15 protein-coding genes, 1 tRNA gene and 1 pseudogene are annotated in these 21,321 nt (G+C 65.8%); 13 read left to right on the top strand and 4 right to left on the bottom strand.

Translation table 11 applies throughout. From position 1 onward, the window contains the following. Window positions 1–71: 71 nt before the first annotated feature. The 8 genes from dnaN to ABZ420_RS33430 all read left to right on the top strand — a co-directional run bounded on the left by dnaN (window position 72) and on the right by ABZ420_RS33430 (window position 11,153). A complete protein-coding gene (gene dnaN, locus ABZ420_RS33465) occupies window positions 72–1,247 on the top strand; it encodes a DNA polymerase III subunit beta (protein WP_357131426.1) in 1,176 nt (391 codons plus the stop codon). Window positions 1,248–1,490: 243 nt separating this feature from the next. Continuing rightward, window positions 1,491–2,771 carry a DNA replication/repair protein RecF gene (recF, locus tag ABZ420_RS33460; protein WP_357131423.1) on the top strand — a complete coding sequence of 427 codons (1,281 nt, stop codon included), beginning with the start codon at window positions 1,491–1,493 and terminating at the stop codon, window positions 2,769–2,771. A 359-nt stretch (window positions 2,772–3,130) separates the two neighbouring features. After that, on the top strand, window positions 3,131–3,700 hold the full coding sequence (locus ABZ420_RS33455; protein ID WP_357131421.1) for a DUF721 family protein: 570 nt from the start codon (window positions 3,131–3,133) through the stop codon (window positions 3,698–3,700). A gap of 136 nt (window positions 3,701–3,836) precedes the next feature. Then, window positions 3,837–4,748 carry an alpha/beta fold hydrolase gene (locus ABZ420_RS33450; protein ID WP_357131418.1) on the top strand — a complete coding sequence of 304 codons (912 nt, stop codon included), beginning with the start codon at window positions 3,837–3,839 and terminating at the stop codon, window positions 4,746–4,748. Window positions 4,749–5,046: 298 nt separating this feature from the next. Beyond that, window positions 5,047–7,092 (top strand): DNA topoisomerase (ATP-hydrolyzing) subunit B, encoded by a 2,046-nt coding sequence (gene gyrB, locus ABZ420_RS33445; RefSeq protein WP_357131415.1) that lies wholly within the window; start codon window positions 5,047–5,049, stop codon window positions 7,090–7,092. A gap of 53 nt (window positions 7,093–7,145) precedes the next feature. Next, window positions 7,146–9,665 (top strand): DNA gyrase subunit A, encoded by a 2,520-nt coding sequence (gyrA, locus tag ABZ420_RS33440; RefSeq protein ID WP_357131412.1) that lies wholly within the window; start codon window positions 7,146–7,148, stop codon window positions 9,663–9,665. Between the two features lie 39 nt (window positions 9,666–9,704). Continuing rightward, window positions 9,705–10,922 (top strand): DUF3566 domain-containing protein, encoded by a 1,218-nt coding sequence (locus tag ABZ420_RS33435; RefSeq protein ID WP_357131409.1) that lies wholly within the window; start codon window positions 9,705–9,707, stop codon window positions 10,920–10,922. A gap of 154 nt (window positions 10,923–11,076) precedes the next feature. Next, window positions 11,077–11,153: transfer RNA gene (locus ABZ420_RS33430), tRNA-Ile, on the top strand. A 1,080-nt stretch (window positions 11,154–12,233) separates the two neighbouring features. Here ABZ420_RS33430 and ABZ420_RS33425 read toward each other — a convergent pair. Continuing rightward, window positions 12,234–12,983, bottom strand: a complete 750-nt coding sequence (locus ABZ420_RS33425) for an ABC transporter permease (RefSeq protein WP_357131455.1) — start codon at window positions 12,981–12,983, stop codon at window positions 12,234–12,236. A gap of 110 nt (window positions 12,984–13,093) precedes the next feature. Beyond that, the gene (locus tag ABZ420_RS33420; RefSeq protein ID WP_357131406.1) at window positions 13,094–13,909 is read right to left on the bottom strand and encodes a hypothetical protein; all 816 of its coding nucleotides are present in this window, start codon (window positions 13,907–13,909) and stop codon (window positions 13,094–13,096) included. A gap of 111 nt (window positions 13,910–14,020) precedes the next feature. Here ABZ420_RS33420 and ABZ420_RS33415 point away from each other — a divergent pair, with 111 nt between their 5' ends. Further along, window positions 14,021–15,427: a HAMP domain-containing sensor histidine kinase gene (locus ABZ420_RS33415; RefSeq protein ID WP_357131403.1), complete on the top strand. Its 1,407-nt coding sequence runs from the start codon at window positions 14,021–14,023 to the stop codon at window positions 15,425–15,427. Here the strand turns inward: ABZ420_RS33415 and ABZ420_RS33410 are convergent. Beyond that, window positions 15,332–16,063: a response regulator transcription factor gene (locus ABZ420_RS33410; RefSeq protein ID WP_357131401.1), complete on the bottom strand. Its 732-nt coding sequence runs from the start codon at window positions 16,061–16,063 to the stop codon at window positions 15,332–15,334. The two genes, ABZ420_RS33415 and ABZ420_RS33410, sit on opposite strands and share 96 nt — an antisense overlap. 150 nt (window positions 16,064–16,213) lie before the next feature. Here ABZ420_RS33410 and ABZ420_RS33405 point away from each other — a divergent pair, with 150 nt between their 5' ends. Continuing rightward, window positions 16,214–16,915: a phosphatase PAP2 family protein gene (locus tag ABZ420_RS33405; protein ID WP_357131398.1), complete on the top strand. Its 702-nt coding sequence runs from the start codon at window positions 16,214–16,216 to the stop codon at window positions 16,913–16,915. Beyond that, window positions 16,912–17,481, top strand: coding sequence for a GPP34 family phosphoprotein (locus ABZ420_RS33400; RefSeq protein ID WP_357131395.1), 570 nt, complete (start codon window positions 16,912–16,914; stop codon window positions 17,479–17,481). Before ABZ420_RS33405 ends, ABZ420_RS33400 begins: the two co-directional genes overlap by 4 nt. A 161-nt stretch (window positions 17,482–17,642) precedes the next feature. On the opposite strand, the gene ABZ420_RS33395 is transcribed toward ABZ420_RS33400, so the two are convergent. Further along, on the bottom strand, window positions 17,643–18,407 hold the full coding sequence (locus ABZ420_RS33395; RefSeq protein ID WP_357131392.1) for an MspA family porin: 765 nt from the start codon (window positions 18,405–18,407) through the stop codon (window positions 17,643–17,645). 768 nt (window positions 18,408–19,175) lie between these two features. Here ABZ420_RS33395 and ctaD point away from each other — a divergent pair. Both ctaD and ABZ420_RS33385 read left to right on the top strand, forming a co-directional pair. Beyond that, window positions 19,176–20,930, top strand: coding sequence for a cytochrome c oxidase subunit I (gene ctaD / locus ABZ420_RS33390; RefSeq protein WP_357131389.1), 1,755 nt, complete (start codon window positions 19,176–19,178; stop codon window positions 20,928–20,930). 136 nt (window positions 20,931–21,066) lie between these two features. Further along, window positions 21,067–21,228 (top strand): annotated as a pseudogene (locus tag ABZ420_RS33385) (XRE family transcriptional regulator); the annotation flags it as partial. Window positions 21,229–21,321 lie beyond the last annotated feature (93 nt).

The raw sequence follows: 21,321 nt of genomic DNA, 5'->3' as shown, positions 1-21,321 counted from the left end.
AGGACCCTTTCGAGCACCGACACTGACGAGCCGACAACAGATCACGGAACCGGGAGAGGACAGATCGGGCGATGGAGCTTGCAAGCATGAAGTTTCGGGTCGCCCGCGAGGATTTCGCCGAGTCCGTCGCCTGGGTGGCGCGCAGCCTGCCGTCCCGGCCTCCGGTCCCGGTGCTCGGCGGCGTGCTGCTGGTCGCCGACGAGGACGGCCTGACCGTCTCCGGTTTCGACTACGAGGTCTCCGCGCAGGTGCGGGTCGCGGCCGAGGTCGCAGGCCCGGGCCAGGTACTCGTCTCCGGGCGTCTGCTGGCCGACATCACCAAGGCGCTGTCCAACAAGCCGGTCGACGTCTCCTTGGACGGCACCCGCGTGCTGATCACCTGTGGCAGCGCGAAGTTCTCGCTGCCGACCATGCCCGTCGAGGACTATCCCCAGCTGCCCGAGGTGCCCCAGCAGACCGGTGAACTCGGTGTGGATGTCTTCGCCGAGGCCGTCGGGCAGGTCGCCGTCGCAGCAGGACGCGACGACACCCTGCCGATGCTGACCGGTATCCGCGTGGAGATCGAGGGATCAAAGGTCGTTCTCGCGGCGACCGACCGGTTCCGCCTCGCCGTCCGGCACATCGAGTGGCAGCCCGCGCGCGCCGACATCGAGACTTCGGTGCTCATTCCGGCCAGGACGCTCTCGGAGGCCGCCAAGACGCTCGGGCCCTCCGACGCGCCCGTTCAGCTGTCCCTGGGCACCGGTGCGGGGTCGGACGGCCTGCTCGGCATCGTGAACGCGGGACGCCGGACCACCACCCGCCTGCTCGACGCGGAATTCCCCAAGTTCCGCCAGTTGCTCCCCAAGGAGCACACCTCCATCGCCACCCTCGCCGTCGCCGCGCTGACCGAAGCGATCAAGCGCGTCGCGCTGGTCGCCGAACGCGGCGCGCAGGTGCGGCTGGAGTTCTCCGCCGACGGCCTGCTGCTGTCCGCGGGCGGTGACGACGCGGGCCGGGCCGAGGAGTGGCTGGAGGCCGATTTCCGCGGTGAATCGCTCACCATCGCGTTCAACCCCGGCTATCTCATCGACGGCTTGTCCGCCCTGCACTCCGACCGTGTCACCTTCGGCTTCACCACGCCGAGCAGGCCCGCGGTGCTGCTGCCCGCCTCCGACGAAGAACCCGAGGTGCTCGACTCCGGAACGTTCGCGGCGTTGTCGAGCCCGTACATCTATCTGCTGATGCCGGTCCGGCTGCCGGGCTGATCGCCTGTGCATGACCTGGTTCCGTATGGATCCGCGCCGCGTCGTCCAGCGCCGGTGAACGGTGATGCCGCTGGAAACTCCCCAGCGACGTCGGAGAAATCGGTTTACGCGCAGATGGGGGCGCACTTTATCCACAGGTGTTCCACAGGGCTGCGGCGCACCGTAGGGCATCCGCGCAGGGCGGCGACGATGTACCGATCAGCGGGAATGTCCGCTTCGGCCCAGGCAGGGGCGCGATAGCGGATGTTCGTCCGAACTCTGTCGCTGCGTGACTTCCGCTCGTGGGAATATGCGGAACTCGAATTATCCCCAGGTCGAACCGTTTTCTTGGGATCGAACGGCAACGGCAAGACAAACCTGCTGGAAGCGATCGGCTACCTGGCCACGCTCGGTTCGCATCGCGTCGCCTCGGAAGCTCCGTTGATCCGCACCGGGGCCGAGCGGGCCCGAATCGGCGCCACGGTGGTCAACACGGGCCGCGAGCTCCGCATCGATGTGGAGCTGAACCAGGGCAGCGCCAATCGCGCGCAGATCAACCGTTCACCGGTCCGCCGGACGCGGGAGGTCCTGGGGATTCTGCAAACCGTGTTGTTCGCGCCGGAGGATCTCGCGCTGGTGCGCGGCGACCCGGGCGAGCGCCGTCGATTCATGGACGAGTTGTGCACAACCCGCCTCCCCAGATTGGCCGCGGTTCGTGGTGACTACGACCGGGTGCTACGCCAGCGCTCGGCACTGCTGAAAACGGCTGGGCGGCAAGCTCGGTCCAAGGCCGATCTGAGCACCCTCGACGTGTGGGACGGGCACCTCGCCGCGCACGCGTCCGTTCTGCTCGCCCAGCGGCTGCGCTTGGTGCACGAGCTCGCGCCGTATCTGGCTCGGTCCTATGCTTCGATCGCCCCGGAGTCGCGGCCCGCGGCGATCGCCTATCGCAGCGCCGCGCTGCCCCCGGAGTTCCTGGACCCGGCCAGGGCGCCGCGCCCGCAGGACCAGGAGGAGCTGGAGGGGATCCTGCTGCGCGAGCTCGCCGCCGCGCGACCGAAGGAACTCGAGCGCGGCGTGTGCCTGGTCGGTCCGCACCGCGACGAACTGGACCTGATGCTGGGGGATTCGCCCGCCAAGGGGTTCGCCAGCCACGGCGAGTCCTGGTCGTTCGCCTTGGCTTTGCGGTTGGGCGCGTTCGAACTGCTGCGCGCCACCGGCGCCGAACCGGTGCTACTGCTCGATGACGTGTTCGCCGAACTCGATCGACGGCGCCGCGCCGCGCTGGCGGCCGTCGCAGCCGGCGCGGAGCAAGTGCTGATCACGGCGGCCGTGCCGGAGGACGTGCCCGCCGAACTCGCCGCCGTGCCGCTGCGGGTGGAAACCGCGGGTGGTCCCGACGGCCGCGTCTCCCGGATCGTCGCGGAGAACCCGTCGGGCAGCGACGATCTCGGCGGCGAACGGGACAACGACGAGGCCACGCATCCGACGATCGAGAGCGAACGTGATCCGGTCACCGGTTCGACGGAGTCGCGGGCGCCGTAATCATCCACAGGGGGAGTGGACAGGTGATCCCAGCATCCACATCGGCCGCACCGGTCCACTACAGTGACCATTCGTCGGTGCTACCGATCGAGTTCTCCCCAGTTGAGCCCGATTCCCCAACACCTGTGGAAAACTCGCCCGGTCAGGGGTGACCGCTCCTGTGTGACTCATTTCAGCAACAGCTGAGCAAGCGACCGAACTTGTCGGAAATTCGGCGATTTGGGCGGTGAACAGATCGTTCGCCCGGCTATCCGGGCGTGCGGCGCGCACGATTCCCGGTACTGGCAACCTCGGGAAACGGCTGGGGACAACTTGATCGAAACTGGGGACAAACGACCGACTGCGGAGGGAGCGGGGCGATGAACGATCAGCCCGCGGAGCCCGGCCCCGCCGAATCCGCAGGAGCGGAGCCCGAACTGCGCGGCATCGACCTGGCGCGGCGCGCCCTCGAGGAAGCGCGCGCCGCGGCACGGGCGAGTGGCAAGGCTGTCGGTCAGGGCCGTTCCTCGCCTCAGCGCAGGCTGCGGCCCGGCGCCCGCAGGCGCACCGGGTGGTCCGGCGCCGGCCCCGACGAGCGCGATCCACAGCCGCTGTCCAGGCTGACCGGCTCCATCGCCAAGAACCGCGGATGGTCGAACAAGGTGGCCGAGGGCATGGTCTTCGGTCGCTGGGCGGGAGTGGTGGGCGAGGACATCGCTGCGCACGCCACACCGATCACCCTGAAGGACGGCGTACTGAGCATCTCCGCCGAGTCGACCGCGTGGGCGACGCAGCTGCGGATGCTGCAGAGCCAGATCCTGGCGAAGATCAATGCCGCGGTCGGCCAGGGCGTGGTGACCTCGCTGAAGATCTCGGGGCCTGCCGCGCCGAGCTGGCGCAAGGGTGAACGCCACGTCAGAGGTCGCGGACCGCGCGACACCTACGGCTGACCATCGCGAGCAGTATCTGATACTTGGTGTTACGTTTATTATGAAAGTGGCGTTTCACGTGGAACGCCCCGGTTCGACGTCGCACCGAGCAGCTGGCGACGCCGGACCGGAATGGTGCGGGCAGAAAGAATTTTCGATGACGATCACCACGGCGGTCGGTCCGTTTCCGGCGAGCGCGACTCGGACGGTTCGCCGGGGTGACGTCGAACTCGCGGTCTACGAATGCGGCAACCCCGACGGCGTGCCGGTTCTGCTGATCCATGGCTGGCCCGATACCCATCTGCTGTGGAGCCGGGTAGCGGCCCGGCTCGGCGGCCGCCATCGCGTGATCGCCTTCGACAACCGAGGCGTAGGCAGCAGCTCGGCGCCGGCAGCGGTCGAGGACTATCGGATCGAGGAACTCGCGGCCGATGTCCGCGCGGTCATCGACGCGGTCGCGCCCGGTGAACGGGTGCACGTCCTCGGGCACGACTGGGGATCGGTGATCGGGTGGGAAGCGGTCGCGGCAGCGGACGCCGCATCGGTGATCGCGTCCTTCACCTCGGTGTCCGGCCCCAACCTGGACTTCCTCGGCGCCTATCTACGTGGTCCCCTCACCGTGGCGCGGCTGCGCGGCGCACTGACCCAAGCCGCGGCCTCGGCCTATACCGTCGCCTTCCAGATCCCCAAGTTGCCGGATCCGGTGCTGCGGGTGCTCTCCGGCCGCTGGCCGCGTTTCCTCGCGTTCTTCGACGGTCTGGACCCCGCACTGGTGGAAACGGCGCCGACGCTGCGCACCGATATGCTCAACGGTCTGAAGCTCTACCGCGCGAACATCCGGCCTCACCTGCGTCATCCGCGGCCTCGTCCGATCGAGGTGCCCGTCCAGCTGATCGTCGCCACTCGCGACCGCGCCGTGCGGCCCGTGGCTAACGCCGAGGCCGACCGGTGGGTGGCGCGTCTGACCCGGGTGGAGATCCCGGCGCGGCACTGGTCGCCGATCTCCCACCCCGCGGAGCTGGCGCGCCACGCCGCCGCGTTCATGGCTCGGGTCGACGCCTCGCGCTGATCCGGGGCGGTGGCCGCCGACGTATCTCTCAGGCCACTTCTGATGGATCAAAACCAGTGGGAGGCGGAACCGAGTCGCCGAATTCCGATTTCTCGCATCCACGGCGCTGTGAGGGGTGTCGGAAGTGGGTTGTAAGTTGGGTGTACCAGTAGGATGGTGACGTAACTAGCGGCGATACCTTCGGCGCGTTCCGCACAGTCCGCGCGTGGACCCTGATTCTCGAGAGAATGACCAGGGTCGACGCGTGCTGTCCGATCGCTCTATGCCGGGATCAGCAAGTAAGGAGAGCTACCGACCAGTGGCTGCCAAAGACTCCACCGCATCGGGTTCGACCAGAACGACCGGGAAGCAGGACTACGGTGCCTCCTCCATCAAGGTTCTCGAGGGGCTCGAGGCGGTTCGCAAGCGTCCGGGCATGTACATCGGCTCCACCGGTGAGCGTGGTCTGCACCACCTGATCTGGGAGGTCGTCGACAACTCCGTCGATGAGGCGATGGCCGGGTACGCGACGAAGGTCGAGGTCACGCTGCTGGCCGACGGCGGCGTCGAAGTCGTCGACGACGGCCGCGGCATTCCCGTGGCGATGCACGCCCAAGGCATACCGACCATCGAGGTCGTCATGACCCAGCTGCACGCGGGCGGCAAGTTCGACTCGGATTCCTACGCGGTGTCCGGTGGTCTGCACGGCGTCGGTATCTCCGTGGTCAACGCGCTGTCGAGCCGCTTGGAAGCGGAGATCGACCACGACGGCTACCACTGGAGCCAGACCTACAAGGACGCCATCCCCGGCAAGCTGATCCAAGGTGAGCCGACCGAGAAGACCGGCACCACCATCCGCTTCTGGGCGGATCCGGAGATCTTCGAGACCACCACTTATAACTTCGAGACGGTGGCCCGCAGGCTGCAAGAGATGGCGTTCCTGAACAAGGGACTGACCATCAAGCTCACCGACGAGCGCGTCAGCGACTCCGATGTGACCGACGAGGTGGTCAGCGAAACCGCCGAGGCGCCCAAGCACGCCGAGGAGGGCACCCCGCCCGCCGAGCACAAGGTGAAGACTCGGACCTACCACTACCCGGGCGGTCTGGAGGACTTCGTCCGCCACATCAACCGCACCAAGCAGCCGATCCACAACTCGGTCGTCGGGTTCACCGGCAAGGGCACCGGCCACGAACTCGAGGTCGCGATGCAGTGGAACTCGGGCTACTCGGAGTCGGTACACACCTTCGCGAACACCATCAACACGCACGAGGGCGGCACGCACGAAGAGGGCTTCCGCGCGGCGTTGACCACAGTGGTCAACAAGTACGCGAAGGACAAGAGGCTCATCAAGGAGAAGGACGGCAACCTCACCGGTGACGACATCCGGGAGGGTCTGGCCGCCATCGTGAGCGTCAAGGTCGGCGAGCCGCAGTTCGAGGGCCAGACCAAGACCAAGCTCGGCAACACCGAGGTGAAGTCGTTCGTGCAGCGCACCTGCAACGAGCACCTCACACACTGGTTCGAGGCGAACCCGGCCGATGCGAAGACCATCGTCAACAAGGCGGTCTCCTCGGCGCAGGCCCGCGTCGCCGCGCGCAAGGCGCGCGAGCTGGTGCGGCGCAAGTCCGCCACCGACCTGGGTGGTCTGCCCGGCAAGCTGGCCGACTGCCGGTCCAAGGATCCGAGCAAGTCCGAGATCTACATCGTGGAGGGTGACTCCGCGGGCGGCTCGGCGAAGTCCGGCCGCGACTCGATGTACCAGGCGATCCTGCCGCTGCGCGGCAAGATCATCAACGTCGAGAAGGCGCGCATCGACAAGGTTCTCAAGAACAACGAGGTCCAGTCGATCATCACCGCCTTCGGCACGGGCATTCACGACGAGTTCGACATCAGCAAACTGCGTTACCACAAGATCGTGCTGATGGCCGACGCCGACGTGGACGGCCAGCACATCTCCACGCTGCTGCTCACGCTGCTGTTCCGTTTCATGCGCCCGCTGGTGGAACACGGGCACGTGTATCTCGCGCAGCCGCCGCTCTACAAGCTCAAGTGGCAGCGCAGCGAGCCGGAGTTCGCCTACTCCGATCGCGAGCGTGACGGTCTGCTCGAAGCGGGGCTCGCCGCCGGAAAGAAGATCAACAAGGACGACGGCGTGCAGCGCTACAAGGGCCTCGGTGAGATGAACGCCAAGGAGCTGTGGGAGACCACCATGGATCCCGCGGTGCGGGTGCTTCGTCAAGTGACGCTCGATGACGCGGCTGCTGCCGACGAACTGTTCTCGGTCCTGATGGGCGAGGACGTCGAGGCGCGTCGCAGCTTCATCACCCGCAATGCCAAGGACGTTCGCTTCCTCGACGTATAGGCCGGCGTGAGTTCACCCAGCCCTGTTCACGCCAGGCCCGGTAAGGAGACCGCATGACCGAGACCACGCTGCCCCCGAATGGCGGTGCGGGCGACCGTATCGAACCGGTCGATATCCAGAACGAGATGCAGAGCAGCTATATCGATTACGCGATGAGCGTGATCGTCGGCCGTGCGCTGCCCGATGTGCGCGACGGCCTGAAGCCGGTGCATCGGCGCGTGCTCTACGCGATGTACGACAACGGCTACCGCCCGGACCGCGGTTACGTGAAGTCCGCCCGCCCGGTCGCCGAGACCATGGGTAACTATCACCCGCACGGTGACGCGTCGATCTACGACACCCTGGTCCGCATGGCCCAGCCGTGGTCGCTGCGGTATCCGCTCGTCGACGGCCAGGGCAACTTCGGTTCCCGTGGTAACGACGGCGCCGCCGCGATGCGGTACACAGAGTGCCGCCTGACCCCGCTCGCGATGGAACTGCTGCGTGAGATCGACCATGAGACGGTCGATTTCACGCCCAACTACGACGGCCGTTCCCAGGAACCCGTTGTGCTCCCGAGCCGGGTGCCGAACCTGCTGATGAACGGCAGCAACGGCATCGCGGTCGGCATGGCGACCAACATCCCGCCGCACAACCTGAACGAGCTCGCCGAGGCGATCTACTGGGCGCTGGACAATTACGACGCGGACGAGGAAGCCACGCTGGCGGCGTGCATGGAGCGCGTCAAGGGCCCGGACTTCCCCACCCATGGCCTGATCGTCGGCGGCCAGGGCATCCACGACGCCTACACGACCGGTCGTGGCTCGATCCGGATGCGCGGCGTCGTCGAGATCGAAGAGGACAGCCGGGGCCGGACGACGATCGTCATCACCGAGCTCCCGTACCAGGTCAACACCGACAACTTCATCAACTCGATCGCCGAGCAGGTGAAGGACGGCAAGATCGCGGGCATCTCCGATATCCACGACGAGTCCTCCGACCGCGTGGGCATGCGGATCGTGGTGACGGTGAAGCGCGATGCCGTCGCCAAGGTGGTGCTGAACAATCTCTACAAGCACACCCAGCTGCAGACGAGCTTCGGCGCGAACATGCTCTCGATCGTCGACGGCGTGCCGCGGACGCTGCGGCTCGACCAGATGATCCGGCTCTACGTCGAGCACCAGTTGAACGTGATCGTCCGGCGAACCCGCTACTTGCTGCGCAAGGCGGAGGAGCGGGCGCATATCCTGCGCGGCCTGGTCAAGGCACTCGACGCGCTGGACGAGGTCATCGCTCTGATCCGCCGTTCGGCCAACACCGATACCGCCCGGCTCGGCTTGATGGAGCTGCTGCAGATCGATGAGATCCAGGCGACGGCGATTCTCGACATGCAGCTGCGTCGCCTCTCCGCCTTGGAACGGCAGAAGATCATCGACGAGCTGGCCAAGATCGAGGCCGAGATCGCCGACCTCAAGGACATCCTGGACAAGCCGGAGCGCCAGCGCGCGATCGTCCGCGACGAACTGGCCGAGATCGTCGACAAGTACGGCGACGATCGGCGCACCAGGATCATCGCCGCCGACGGCGACGTGGCCGACGAGGATCTGATCGCTCGCGAGGACGTGGTCGTCACGATCACCGAGACCGGCTACGCCAAGCGCACCAAGACCGACCTCTACCGCAGCCAGAAGCGCGGCGGCAAGGGCGTGCAGGGCGCAGGGCTCAAGCAGGACGATATCGTCAAGCACTTCTTCGTCACCTCGACGCACGACTGGCTGCTGTTCTTCACGAACAAGGGCCGGGTGTACCGGGCCAAGGCCTACGAACTGCCCGAGGCCAACCGCACCGCGCGCGGTCAGCACGTGGCGAACCTGCTGGCCTTCCAGCCGGACGAGAAGATCGCCCAGATCATCCAGATCAAGTCCTACGACGACGCGCCATACCTGGTGCTCGCCACCAGGAACGGCTTGGTGAAGAAGTCGAAGCTGACCGACTTCGACTCCAACCGCAGCGGCGGCATCGTCGCGGTGAATCTGCGCGACGAGGACGAATTGGTCGGCGTGGTGCTCTGCTCGGCCGACGACGACCTGCTCCTGGTCTCCGCGCTCGGCCAGTCGATCCGCTTCTCGGCCACCGACGAGGCGCTGCGGCCGATGGGGCGCGCCACCTCCGGTGTCCAGGGCATGCGGTTCAACGAGAGTGACGAACTGTTGTCGCTCAATGTGGTTCGGGACGGCACATATCTGCTGGTCGCCACCTCCGGCGGCTACGCCAAGCGGACCGCGATCGAGGAGTACACCGCGCAGGGCCGCGGCGGTAAAGGCGTATTGACCATCCAGTTCGACGTGAAACGTGGCACCCTGGTCGGGGCGCTCATCGTCGACGACGACGATGAGTTGTACGCGATCACCTCCGGTGGCGGCGTGATCCGGACGGCGGCGAAGCAGGTTCGCAAGGCCGGACGACAGACCAAGGGCGTGCGATTGATGAACCTCGCGGAGGGCGATACCTTGCTTGCGATCGCGCGCAATGCCGACGAGCCCGATCCCGATCAGGTCTCCGGTGGCGGCGACACCGACTCCTCCGAGAAGTAACCCATCAGCGGCGGCAACGAACGGACCCAAGGATTCCCATTGACCACTCCGAATCAGCCGAATGACGAGCGGCACCAGACGAACGGTGTGACCGAGCGGATCGCACCGTCACCGATCCCGCCGCGGCCGATCCCACGGCCGGTCGCCTCGGCCGAGAACGGTCAGCCCGGCGGCGGCCAGCAGAGCGGCCAGCCGGTCGGTCACCCCGGTGGTAGCCAGGTCGGCGGTCACCCCGGTGGCACGCAGCCGGGTGGTCACCCGGGCCAGCCGAACGGGCCGCAGTCCGGCGGGCACCCGGGTGGGCAGCCGGGCAACCAGCCCGGCGGCAACCAGCCGAACGCTCAGCAGCGCGAGATCCGCGACCAGCAGGGTGATTTCGCGCCGCAGCAGGGCGCACCGGACCAGGCGCCCGGTGGCGACGGCCAGGACCGGTTCGACCAGAACACGGCGCGGATCAACAACCAGGCCCCGCAGTCCGCGCCCGAGAGCGAGGACAAGCAACCGGTCGGCGCCGCAGGCAACGGCGGACAACAGTCGCCGTACCAGGACGGGTGGGCGCAGCTGCCGCAGCGGGAGCCGCAGTCCAACCTGTACCGTCCCGGCCAGGCGCCGGTCACCGGACGCCCGAACTCCGGAGGTGGGGGTCTCGGCGGCGGCACGTCCAACGCACGCACCACCGCCGACCTGGCGGCCAAGGCGGCGCGCAAGGAAGCGGCCATGGTGAAGTCGGTCGGCATCGACGGGCCCACCCGCAGCATCGCGCGCCCGGAACTGATCAAGGACATGCCCGACCTGTCCGAGATCCGGCATCCGCTGCCGCCGAACGAAGCAGGAGTTCCGCAGGCCGGGCCGGTTTCGCCCGCGGTTCCGGTCGCGGTCGCCGCGGTCGCCTCCGGGGAGCCGCTGCGGGCCACGGTGCAGATCCGGCGCATCGATCCCTGGTCGACGCTGAAGATCTCGCTCGTCATCAGCGTGGCGATGTTCTTCGTGTGGATGCTCGCGGTCGGCCTGCTCTACATCGTGCTCGAGGGCATGGGCGTGTGGGAACGGCTGAACAACACGTTCACCGACATGGTGTCGCAGGACAGCGGCTCGGTGGGACTGATCGACGCGGGCACTGTGTTCGGTTACGCGGGCGTGATCGGCCTGATCAACGTCGTGTTGTTCACCGCGCTCGGCACCGTCGGCACCTTCATCTACAACCAGTGCTGCGATCTCGTCGGCGGTATCCAGGTCACCCTGGCCGATCCCGACTAGCAAGTCCAGCATTCACGGACGGCCGGTACCCGCCACCATTGGTCGGGGACCGGCCGTTTTCGTTGAGCGCAGGGCGTCTACCAGCCGTTTTGGTTCATAGGAGAACTGTTGTGTAGTCTCTACACGTTGTTGTTCACGCGAACAACACCACTAGGGGCCTATAGCTCAGGCGGTTAGAGCGCTTCGCTGATAACGAAGAGGTCGGAGGTTCAAGTCCTCCTAGGCCCACCATTCCGATTCGATATAACACCAGCTAGAACGCATTTTTGGCTGTCTAATGTCCCTTTTGTCATGTTGTGGTGATGACGCGGTCATCTCTAATTGATGACATGGGGCCCGGACCCCCTCCACACGCTGGACGTGGCCTGGCCTTTTGCCGTTTGAAGTAGGAGGATTCAATCCTCCGACCCCCCGGTCCACGGCAGAGGAGCCGCATCGGTGAGCGCGCCGAGATTGCTCATAGCGCCAGGGCGGTCGGCTCGCCCGTGTGCGAATTGAACTGATCGTCGCCGGCCTTCTCGTGGCCGGTGCGGCCAACTCGCGGCTGGTTCATCTGTGCTCCGAACTAGTCCCACACCCCACCTCTACCGGAGTTCCGGCGTGAAGAACACCTCACCGCATAGCAAAAACTTCACTCCAGGGTGTAGACATTCTGTTAGGTCTGGTATACGGTCTCTGGCGTTGGGAATGAAGAGTCTGGTTGGCCGGGCAGGTGAACTGCCCGGAAAGCAAGAACTACCGCCCCCTCCGGCGGAGAAGAGAACCCGGTGCAGTCGGCCGGGCCGCCGGAGGGGACGACGAATACCGCAGGTCTCGTTCGTCGATTCGGGAGGTGGTCGCTGAAGCAGGTTTTTACACCTTGCGCGCCCGGGAAGAAGTGCCGGGCGCAGTGTTCGACGTCGGCCCTGCGGGTCGGCGATTGAAATTGATTATCCAAACCCCCTCGATCCCTGGCCCCGGCGCACGACGCGCCGGGGCCCGTCGGCGTTGAAATCAGAGGTGTTGTGCAGCAACCGCAATCTGTGGCCGCTACAAGCCGTGCTGGTTCCCCGACTCCGCAGCACCGCGCTGTGTGAACTGCAGCAGCCGCGCCCGGGCCGGTCAGTGCATGCGCATGCTCTACGGTCTGACAACGTCGTAGATACACCGGTTCGATGTCACACATCACCGGCTCGACGCTCGGAAACTGGACCACTACCTGCAGGCGCACAAACGAATAGATCACAACAGCCCACCGCGGCTGAGCGCGCGCCGCTACGAGACCTATCGCCCGGCACTGTGCTGCTGATTGCGGTAAACAGGGATCCGTCGTTACTGCGGTGCGCGGTGGACTTTCGATCGTGCAATCAGCTCGATGGTGACCGCAACCGCAGTCGCTTGGGCCAGCAGCAGGCCGGTGAGAACCAGCATCTGTACTGCGGCGGCTTGTAGGGCTGAGCCGCTGGCCAGCAATACACCGACGAAAGCGCCGGGCAGAGTGACCAATCCGACTGTGCGGGTCTGATCGACGCCCGGCAGCAGGGCGTCACCGGCTATCGGGCGAACGACCTCGAGGCGTGCTTCGCGTTCGGTGAAGCCCAGACTCATCGCCGCCTCGACTTCACCCCAGCGCTGTGCGACGGTGTCGAGGGCTCGACGTGCCGCGAGCGATGTGGCGGTCATCGTCCCGCCCAGCACGATCCCGCCGATCGGAACCAACGCCACACCGGTGAGTGGGACGACGCCGGTGATCAGCATCAGCGGCAACACGGTCCCGATTCCCGCCCCGAGCGCGACGACGAGCCACATCCCGGACCGGCCGGCCGAGGACCGCTGCGCGGCGGTTGCCACCGCGGCGGCGAACATGACGGCCAGGACGAGTACGGCAGACCATAGCTGTGCAAGCGCCGCGGCCAGCACCAGCGCGACGATTCCGAGTTGTGCGGCGCCGCGTATCGCGGCGCGCGGAGCCACCGGTGCCGGCCCCAACCGCGCCACCCGATACCACCCGGCTGCCAAGGCCACCATGAGCACGCACAACACCGTCAGCTGGGGGCCGGGTTCTACGGTCGTGTGCACCAGCGCCCCTTCCCTGTGTCCGGCGACCTGCCAGTGCGTTGCCTGCACTGGGTGTGCCCTGTGCCGCCGACCGGCTCGCACCACGTGAGCAGGGTGAAGGGTAAGGGGTGGCGTCAGCGGGTGTCGGCGACGGTGACTGGTTGTGGTGTCGTGGTTGTCGAGTTCTTCCGGATGTGACTGTAGGTGATTCCGGCGACGAGGATGGCCAGCAGCGCGGCGGTGGTGCCCCAGGTGCCGAAGCCGAGTCCGCCTTTGTCGTGGGGTTTGGACAGCAGGTCGCCGACGGTGGCGCCGAGGGGGCGGGTGAGGATGAACGCCAGCCAGAACAGCAACACTCCGGAGATCTGTGTGAGGTAGTGACTCACCAGGATCGCGGCCATGACGGCGATGATGACGGTGGCGCTGCCCCAGTAGCCGAGTCCGGAGCTGTCGGACAGGTAGTCGCCCACGGAGGTGCCCAGGGTGTTGGACAGCAGAATCGCCGCCCAGTAGAGAATTTCCCCGCGGATGTTGGTGATGCTGGTGACGTCGTAGGTTTGACCGCTGAGTTTCCAGATGCCGAACACGAGCGCGAGGCCGGTGATGAGCAGGACGGCCCCGGCTCCGTAGCCGAGGCCATTGTCGGTGGCGGTCCCCGAGCCGGGCCCGCGGTTGATCAGATCGGAGATGGTGGTGCCCGCGGTGCTGGTGGTGGCGATGACCGTCCAGTACAGGGCGGGGTGGAAGCTGTGGGCGCGCAGCTGGGTCGCCAGGCTGACCGCGAACAGCGACAAGAAAAGGACCGATGCGGCCGCGTAGCCCAGGTGCAGGGTTTGGGCGAGCAGGTCGCCTCCGGTTTCCCCGAGCGTGGTCGCGGCGATCTTGAGGACCCAGAACAATGCTGTGACCTGGGGAAGTTTATAGCTAGGGTGCGATTGCGCGGGCGTCACAGGTATCGTCCTTCGCTCAGTGGGGTCCACGGTCGGGAGTATGCCGCTTGGCCGCTGAGAGATCGCTGAGACGACTGTGAAGGTTGGCGCGGTGAGGTCGATGATGGGGCAATGATCCAGTTGCGCGCTGTGGTGTCGCCATCGCGGTGGGGGTTGCGAATCCGTTCGGCGGTGGTATCGGCGGTGGTGGTCGCGGTGGTGCTGGCGGCGGCCGCGGCGGCGATTCTGTGGTTTCTGCACCGTTCGTTGATCCGGGAGTTGGATTCCGCTGCCGAGGCCCGCGTCGCGGACCTCGCCGCCGAACTGACCCGCGCCTCGCCGTCCGGCATACCGGACGCTCTGCTGAACGACGACGGCAACATCGCGGTCGTGCAAGTGCTCGCGGCCGATGGAAACGTCGCTCGTAGTTCCAGCCCACGGTTCAGCACCCCGGTGCTCGTCACCGACACCGACGCAACGGGCCTGCGTGGCAGGGGAGATTACGATGACTGGCGAATCACCACCCGAAGCGTGGCTACCCCGGAGGGGGCGCTGAAGGTGTTGGTGGCGGTCGACAGCGAGTCGGCCGAGCAAGCGGTCACGAAGGTCGCGGCGCTGCTGGCGTTGGTGGGGCCGGCGGTCGTGCTGGCCGCCGCGGCAGCGACGTATCTGTTGGTGGGCAGATCTCTGCGGTCGGTGGAGGCGATCCGGTCACGGGTAGCCCGAATTGGTGGTGCTGATCTGTCCGAGCGTGTGCCGGTGCCGACCGCCCGGGACGAGATCGCGTGGTTGGCCGAAACAATGAACGGCATGCTCACGCGGGTGGAAGCGACACATGCTGCGCAGCGTCGCTTCGTCGGCGATGCATCCCACGAACTGCGCAGTCCGCTGGCCACCCTCACTGCCGCGCTGGAACTGGCCCGCGATCAGCCCACATCTTTCGACCGGGACATGATCACCGCGACGATGCTGCCGGAGACCCACCGGATGCGGTCATTGATCGAGGACCTGCTCACCCTCGCTGCCGCCGATGAGAACGGGCTCGAGTTGCGCGTCGAGGAGGTGGATCTCGACGACGTGGCTCGGGTCGAGGGGGCGACGTTGCGGTTGCGGGGGGTGACTCCGATCACCGCCGGCACCGTGCCCGTACGGGTGATCGGTGATCGCAGACGCTTGACTCGGATGATCCGAAATCTGCTGGACAACGCCGCAGCCCATGCTCGTGCCCGGGTGGCGGTCACCACGGCGGCCATCGGTGATCACGCTCGCATCGTCGTCGAGGACGACGGCCCCGGCGTGCCGATCGCCGACAGGCAACGGATCTTCGAGCGTTTCGTACGGCTGGACCCCGGCCGCCCTCGAGCCACTGGCGGCTCCGGTCTGGGGCTGGCGATCGTCGCCGAAATCGTCGCCGCCCACAGCGGGAGCGTCGCCGTCGCCGAATCACGGTGGGGCGGGGCGTCTTTCGTGGTTGATCTGCCCCTCGCGGGGCCGGTCGGGGTCATCCGGGTCGATCAGCCGGTATCCGACACCCCGTAGGGTCTCGATGCTGTCGCATCCGAACGGTGTATCGATCTTCCTGCGCAGATAGCCGACATACACCTCGACCACGTTCTCCGGTCCGTCGTAGTGCGCATCCCACACACTCCGCAGTATCTGCGCCTTGCTCAACGCGATTCCCTTGTTGCGTAACAGGAACTCGAGCAAACCGAATTCTCTGGCCGTCAGCGATATGCCGGTCTGTCCTCGGCACACGACGCGGCGGGCGGGATCGAGCACCAGATCACCCGCGGTCAGCGCCACGGGTTGCTGGGGACTGCGGCGGCGCAGCAATGCCCGCAGCCTGGCGACGAGTACGACGAAGGAGAACGGTTTGGACAGGTAGTCATCCGCGCCTAGATCGAACGCGTCGACCTGGTCGTAGTCGCCGTCCTTCGCCGTCAGCATCAGCACCGGTGTCGTCACATCCTGGCCGCGCAGCCGACGCAACACCTCGTAGCCGCTCAGGCCCGGCAGCATGATATCCAGCACGATCACATCGAAATCGTCCTCGACCGCCCACCACAATCCGTCGGTCCCCGTGTCGGCAAGTTGAACGACGGCACCCTCGGTCTCGAGCCCGCGACGCAGCAGTTGCGCCAGCCTGGGCTCGTCCTCCACCACCAGCACCCGCATCCACCCAGCATGCACCACCGCCTGATGCCACCGGCCCCCACCTCGACGCTCTCAACATCCTCTCAGCCGATAACCGACACCCTCGGCGGTATGCCTCCCACTCCAGCGCCCGCACGACCCCGCCTGCCCTCACCCGATACTCGGCCGGGCGTGAACCGGATTCGCCCACACCGATACGAACTGTTCGGACTGGTCGCCGCGGCGGTGAGCGTCATCGTCCTGACGGCTCTCGTGTCGGTCGAACACGGTCGGCCCCTGGCCATCGACCAGCAATGGTTGCAGTGGACGATTGCCCACCGAAACCCCGGCCTGACTGCGGTCGCGAAGGCGGTCAGCATCGTGGGCGGCACCCTCGCGATGGGAATATTCGCCACCGTGGGATGTGTGGTCCTGGCGTGGCGGCGCCTATGGCAGGGGGTGCTGGTGGTCGCGGCTGCGGCGCTTGGCGCATCGATACTGGTCGCCGGTGGGAAACATCTGGTCGGTCGATCTCGCCCCGCGCCGATGTATCAGCTGGTCATCGAAACCAACCAGTCCTACCCCTCGGGGCACACCCTCGGTTCCACGGTCGTGATCGGCGTCCTGCTCATAATCAGCCTTCCCTACCTCCGCAGGCGCGTCATCCGGGTGGCCGCGATCACCGCCGCGGTGTTCGCCGTCACCGCGATCGGGCTGTCGCGGCTATATCTGGGCGTGCACTGGCCCACCGACATCCTCGCAGGCTGGCTCCTGGGCGGGGCTTGGTTACTCGCCTGCCGGTCGATCCTCCGCATGGCGCCGCCGCATCGGCGAAACAACCAGTCTCCGTCTCAGCGTCCTCACAACGAGACCACGCCAGCCTCGCAGCCATGACCGCACTGTCCGAAGACCTGCTATGGCTCCTGCTGGAGGACAACACCGGAGCGCTCCTCGTCGACCGCCCGCGACTGTCCCATGTCCTGGGCGTAGCGGTGCACCTCGACACCACCGGCCCTGCGGTCGTCTCGAAGACGTCGGCGTCGACACGACCTGCCCGAATTCCCCGGGCGACACGAGCGCAGCAAAAGATGCTGCTGGCCAGCCTGGTAGCCGAGGGCAGAGTGTGCCAGATGCCTGCGTGCCGGTGGGCGATGGCTCCGGCGTGGCGTTGGCCGACCCTCGACATACCCGCAAAAACCGCCCTCCGGCAGGACTTGCAGCGATCCCTGTTCGACGCACACCCACCCACACCCCGGCATGCCGTTCTGATCGCGCTGCTGAGGGCGGTGGACACCCTCGAGCACCAATGCCCCGGATGGCGCCGCTGCGAGGTCCGCCGTGCTGCCACCGCCATCGAAACCCGCCCCGAATGCCACGCCGCGGCACACATATTGCGACACGCACAGCAAGACACTTACGCCACCTCCTTCAGCGGAGGGATCCAACCCTGGTTCCGCTGAACGACCACGACGCTGCCGGGCGCGTCTCCCACGCCGGCAGTCGATGATCGCCAGGTTCGCCGCCGTGTGGCGGCTCCGTCATCTCCCGCGCCGTCTTCCTCGGCTCCTCGGTCGAATGGCTCTGACGCGCAGATTGCCTACACCCGGTTAGGGAGGCGGGTTCAGAACCAGAACGCAGCGCCATAGCCTGTCGTTTGCGCGGCGCCTCTTCTCGCGTCGGCTCGGACAGTGACGAACGGCATCGCCGAGGCCGGTGAAAGACACCCGCTGATATTCAACGGCGTATTGCTGTGCGAGTAGGTGTAGGGAAACTCCGATTCTCCGTCGACTGCCGTCGCACCGATCACAACCGCCGTGACCGAGCCAGGAGCCAGGTTCACCGCGATCTCACCGGCCAGACCCACGTTGATGCTGACGCTGGGTAGGATCGCGGCGGCCGCCCCGAGGGTGATGGCAGGCGGCGTGTCCTTTTGCAGCGTGACCGAAGCGTTCACGCCGAAGGAAGGCGCGGGCCCGGCACTGACCCCGACGCTGGGTAATATACCGACCGTTATGCCGTTGGAGATGTCCACCGCGCAGCCGATCAGATACCCGACCGCGATTTGTCCGCCGCGCAGCGCCGAGGGGCCGTCCAGAGCCACCGAGAAGTCGCCGGACACCTTCACCGCGTGCACGAACGGAACTCCCGGCGCGACGTCACCACCCGCAGGCACGACATTGTTGGCGTTCGCCGACGCGATCAGATGCAGCCCTCCGGCATCGATCTCTCTCGGCGTGGCGCCCGCCACGTATCGGAAACAGCGAAAGCGCCGGTAGCGGCCACAACCACCGCGACGATCGCAGCGAGGGTACGCGAATGCTTTCGGTTCATCACGCTCCAGTCGAGTATCGATGGAATTCGGAACTTCAGACGCGAACGGACTCACACGGTGATTGGGTCGCCGCGTCCCTACTCGGCGTACGCGGCAATGAGACTCTATCCGACGGCGCACGCCGACACGGTGATGGACCGACGCCACCGGTCACGGGTCTCATCGGCATGCGCTAACACAAAAACCCAGATAGCGGATCAACCGACCTCTAGCTCTAAAACTGACAGAGGTTGTTGACAGTTCGGGCTCCTGATATGAAGAGAAGTCCTCATGTCCGGACGTGATTGGAATGAGAAGGATCTGGTCAGGCGCGCGAATTGGCGCGTGGCCGTTCTCCGGCATTGCCGAGGAGGTCAGTGGCGATGTCGCTGCGACATGCCAATGTGGTCGGTGGGTTATGAGCATTGTTGCATCACCGGAGCTTCGAGGCTGTCTTCGATCCCAAGAATGGTCATTGGTTGCAATACACCGTCGCGGGGCAGCTCGCCGGTAATGACATCGCACAGATCCTGGCCACCTTTCCCCGCAGGTGTCGTCGACGCGCGCCGCGTCGGAATCATCACCGCCGCGTGGCTGCCGGCCCCGATCTGAGATATGTGCCGAAGGTGACATCCCAAAGATTTACCTGCTCGACGCCGCGATGGAAGTAGGCTGGCTAATGGCGTGGACACGTCCGAACCCGCGGGCTCGCGTGCAGGATCGAGCCCTCTATTCCCGGCCTCTCGGGCACTGCCGGACAACCCGTCATCATCCGGTTTCGGCTCTGACTGCTCGGGTACTGCGGGGACGCTCGGACGAGGAAGAAGGTGCACGATGGCGGCGATGGCGCGTGAAATTCCACCTGTCGAGGCAACACGGCCGTACCCCGCGCGAGTGGAGCCGAAAGGCTCGTTCGTGTGGAAAATGGTCACTACCACCGACCCGAAGGTGCTGGGGATACTGTATTTGACCTCGGCTACGGGATTCTTCCTCATCGGTGGGCTGATGGCGCTGCTGATGCGTGGTGAACTCGCCAGGCCCGGCCTGCAGTTTCTTTCCCCGGAGCAATACAACCAGTTGTTCACCATGCACGGCACGATCATGCTGCTGTTCTACGCGACACCTGTGGTATTCGGTTTCGCCAACGCGATCCTGCCCTTGCAGATCGGCGCCCCGGATGTCGCATTTCCCCGGCTCAATGCCTTCAGCTATTGGCTGTATCTGTTCGGCGCGACGATTGCCACCGCCGGGTTCCTGACCCCGGGCGGGGCCGCCGACTTCGGCTGGACGGGTTACACACCCCTGAGTCTGGCAGAGCACTCGCCGGGCCCGGGCCCGGACCTATGGATCATGGGCTTGGCCGTCTCCGGTCTCGGCACCATCCTGGGCGCGGTGAACATGACAACCACGGTGATCTGCCTGCGCGCGCCGGGAATGACGATGTTCCGGATGCCCATCTTCACCTGGAACATCCTCGTCACCAGCATTCTGGTGCTGCTGGCGTTTCCGATTCTCACCGCCGCGCTGATGGCATTGGCCTATGACCGGCATCTGGGCGGGCACATCTACGACCCGGCTACCGGCGGATCGATTCTGTGGCAGCACCTGTTCTGGTTCTTCGGGCATCCCGAGGTCTACATCATCGCGCTGCCGTTCTTCGGGATCGTCACCGAGGTGCTCCCGGTGTTCAGCCGCAAACCCATCTTCGGCTACACCGCTCTGGTCTACGCGACGCTGGCTATCGGCGCCTTGTCGGTCGCGGTGTGGGCTCACCACATGTACGCGACCGGCGCGGTCTTGCTGCCATACTTCTCCCTGATGACGTTCTTGATCGCGGTGCCCACCGGGGTGAAGTTCTTCAATTGGATCGGCACCATGTGGCGTGGTCAATTGACTTTCGAGACGCCGATGCTGTTCTCGATCGGATTCATCGTGACGTTCCTGCTCGGCGGATTATCCGGTGTCATCCTCGCCAGCCCGCCGCTGGACTTCCACGTCCACGACACCTACTTCGTCGTTGCCCACTTCCACTACGTGCTGTTCGGCACCATCGTGTTCGCCACTTTCGCCGGTATCTACTTCTGGTTCCCGAAAATCATCGGACGCTTCTTGGACGAACGACTCGGCAGAATCCACTTCTGGACCACCCTGATCGGCTTCCACACCACCTTCTTGATCCAGCACTGGCTCGGCAACGAGGGCATGCCGCGCCGCTATGCCGACTATTTGCCGTCCGATGACTTCACGCTGCTGAACACGATCTCCACCCTCGGATCTTTCCTGCTGGGCGTCTCCATGATCACGTTCGTGTGGAACGTCTTCAAAAGCTTTCGCTACGGCGAGGTGGTGACCGTCGACGACCCGTGGGGCCACGGCAACTCCTTGGAATGGGCGACCACCTCACCACCACCGCGACACAACTTCTACGAGCTGCCGCGCATCCGCTCCGAACGGCCGGCCTTCGAACTGCACTATCCGCACATGTCCGAACGCATGCGCACCGAAGCCCACGCAGGCCGCACCGCCCACGTCGCTCACGCGTTGGTCGCAGCAGATGACCAAACCGCCGCTGACCCGGGGCCGACCTCCGGCGAATGATCGCGTCGTCGACGTGGGTGTCTTGGGCTGTCTGTGTGGTCGCAGCAACAGGGGGCGCTTCGGCTATTCCGACTCCGCCGAATGTGAGAAGCAGGGCTGTCAAGGGGATCGGGATGGCGCATAGTGCATCACTCCCTTCGAGCCGGAGCTGCCGTCGCCGCAAACGGCGGCCAGATCGGTTCGGGCGCAATGGCGCATGCCGATCGGCCCGGTTCGCAATCTCACGCGGTGAATGGAATCAGCCGGGATCCTCGTCATCGAGGCAGACTTCGGTGCTCACCGAATCGATGGCATTTCTAGTACTCCAGCCGCACTTCGTTATGTTGTGCCTGTCTTCGCTGGTAGTGGGCCTGTTTGGCGCGGTGTTGATGTCTTCGTCGCCAGGTCGACC

The sequence above is a fragment of the Nocardia sp. NPDC005745 genome, from assembly GCF_040630775.1.
In the GTDB taxonomy this organism is placed as follows: domain Bacteria; phylum Actinomycetota; class Actinomycetes; order Mycobacteriales; family Mycobacteriaceae; genus Nocardia.
The sequence above is the reverse complement of the archived record's forward strand: the minus strand, read 5'-3'. Positions and strand labels throughout refer to the sequence as shown.